1 protein-coding gene is annotated in these 893 nt (G+C 51.2%); it reads right to left on the bottom strand.

The window, feature by feature from the left end; translation table 11 throughout:
• Nucleotides 1-893: hypothetical protein (locus tag AOG28_RS18485; RefSeq protein ID WP_200906841.1), on the bottom strand; the 893-nt coding region annotated here is incomplete at both ends.

Here is an 893-nt window from a genome sequence, read left to right as displayed (position 1 = left end):
TACCTAATAGCGGCTCGACCACTTGGGTCAGTAGTTGTTGCATGGCATCAGCCCAAGCTGGGTTTACTCCTGTTTGCAATGGCAATGCTGCGGCAGCATCAATGGTGGCCAAGGGCAGGGCCGCCAATTCTGTATCTAAAGTAGCAATAGCGCGGTTACTTAAACTACCGTACACGCCGGTATCAGGATTTAACGAAGCAGCAGCGCGCTGATCAAAAGCGGCCAACTGACAGCGCACAAAATAGTCATCCACTTTGGCTTGCACCCGTTCCAGTGCTGCTACCGCCGCTGGGGTTTCAGCTCCTAACGGCCATAGTTGCGAATCATCGGCGTCACCTGCTCGTTGCCAATCCACAATAGCTGCTGCTTGCTGAAAAAACTGCTCGAGCAAACTTTGGTTCACGCCCTGGCTGCCACTGCGATCGGCAACGCCACCTAAACAATCGATGATGTCTTGGATCAATTGCTGTAGTTGCGGATCTTGCGCCAATTGAGGCGCCACCACACCATCACCATTAAAATGGTCGGCAGCATAAAGTTTGGTGGTATCAAGAAAATCTTGCACCGTCAGAGCAGCATCGTTGGGTTTATCTAAGTAGGTCAGCACGCGCTGAGCTGCCGCGTACAAGGCAGCACCCTCGGCATCGTCGGTCTTTAATGCAGTTAACGGCACACCTGGTTCAGCAAACATCAAGTTGCTATCCACCAGCCGAGCACAGCACCAGCGTACCGCCGCAATTAACTCAGGTACCCGAATCTGACCATCGTTATCGGTATCTAATAACGAAGTTGTGGCAGCATCAAATTCTAAACCTAAGGTAGGACAGTTCAACACTGTCCATAATTTTTGGTCTAACTCGCTGAGGTGTTCTAAATCAGCGCCACGGCTAATC

Origin of the sequence: Cobetia sp. UCD-24C (assembly GCF_001306765.1) — a bacterium.
GTDB lineage: Bacteria > Pseudomonadota > Gammaproteobacteria > Pseudomonadales > Halomonadaceae > Cobetia > Cobetia amphilecti.
This window is presented reverse-complemented; position numbering and strand designations above follow the sequence as displayed.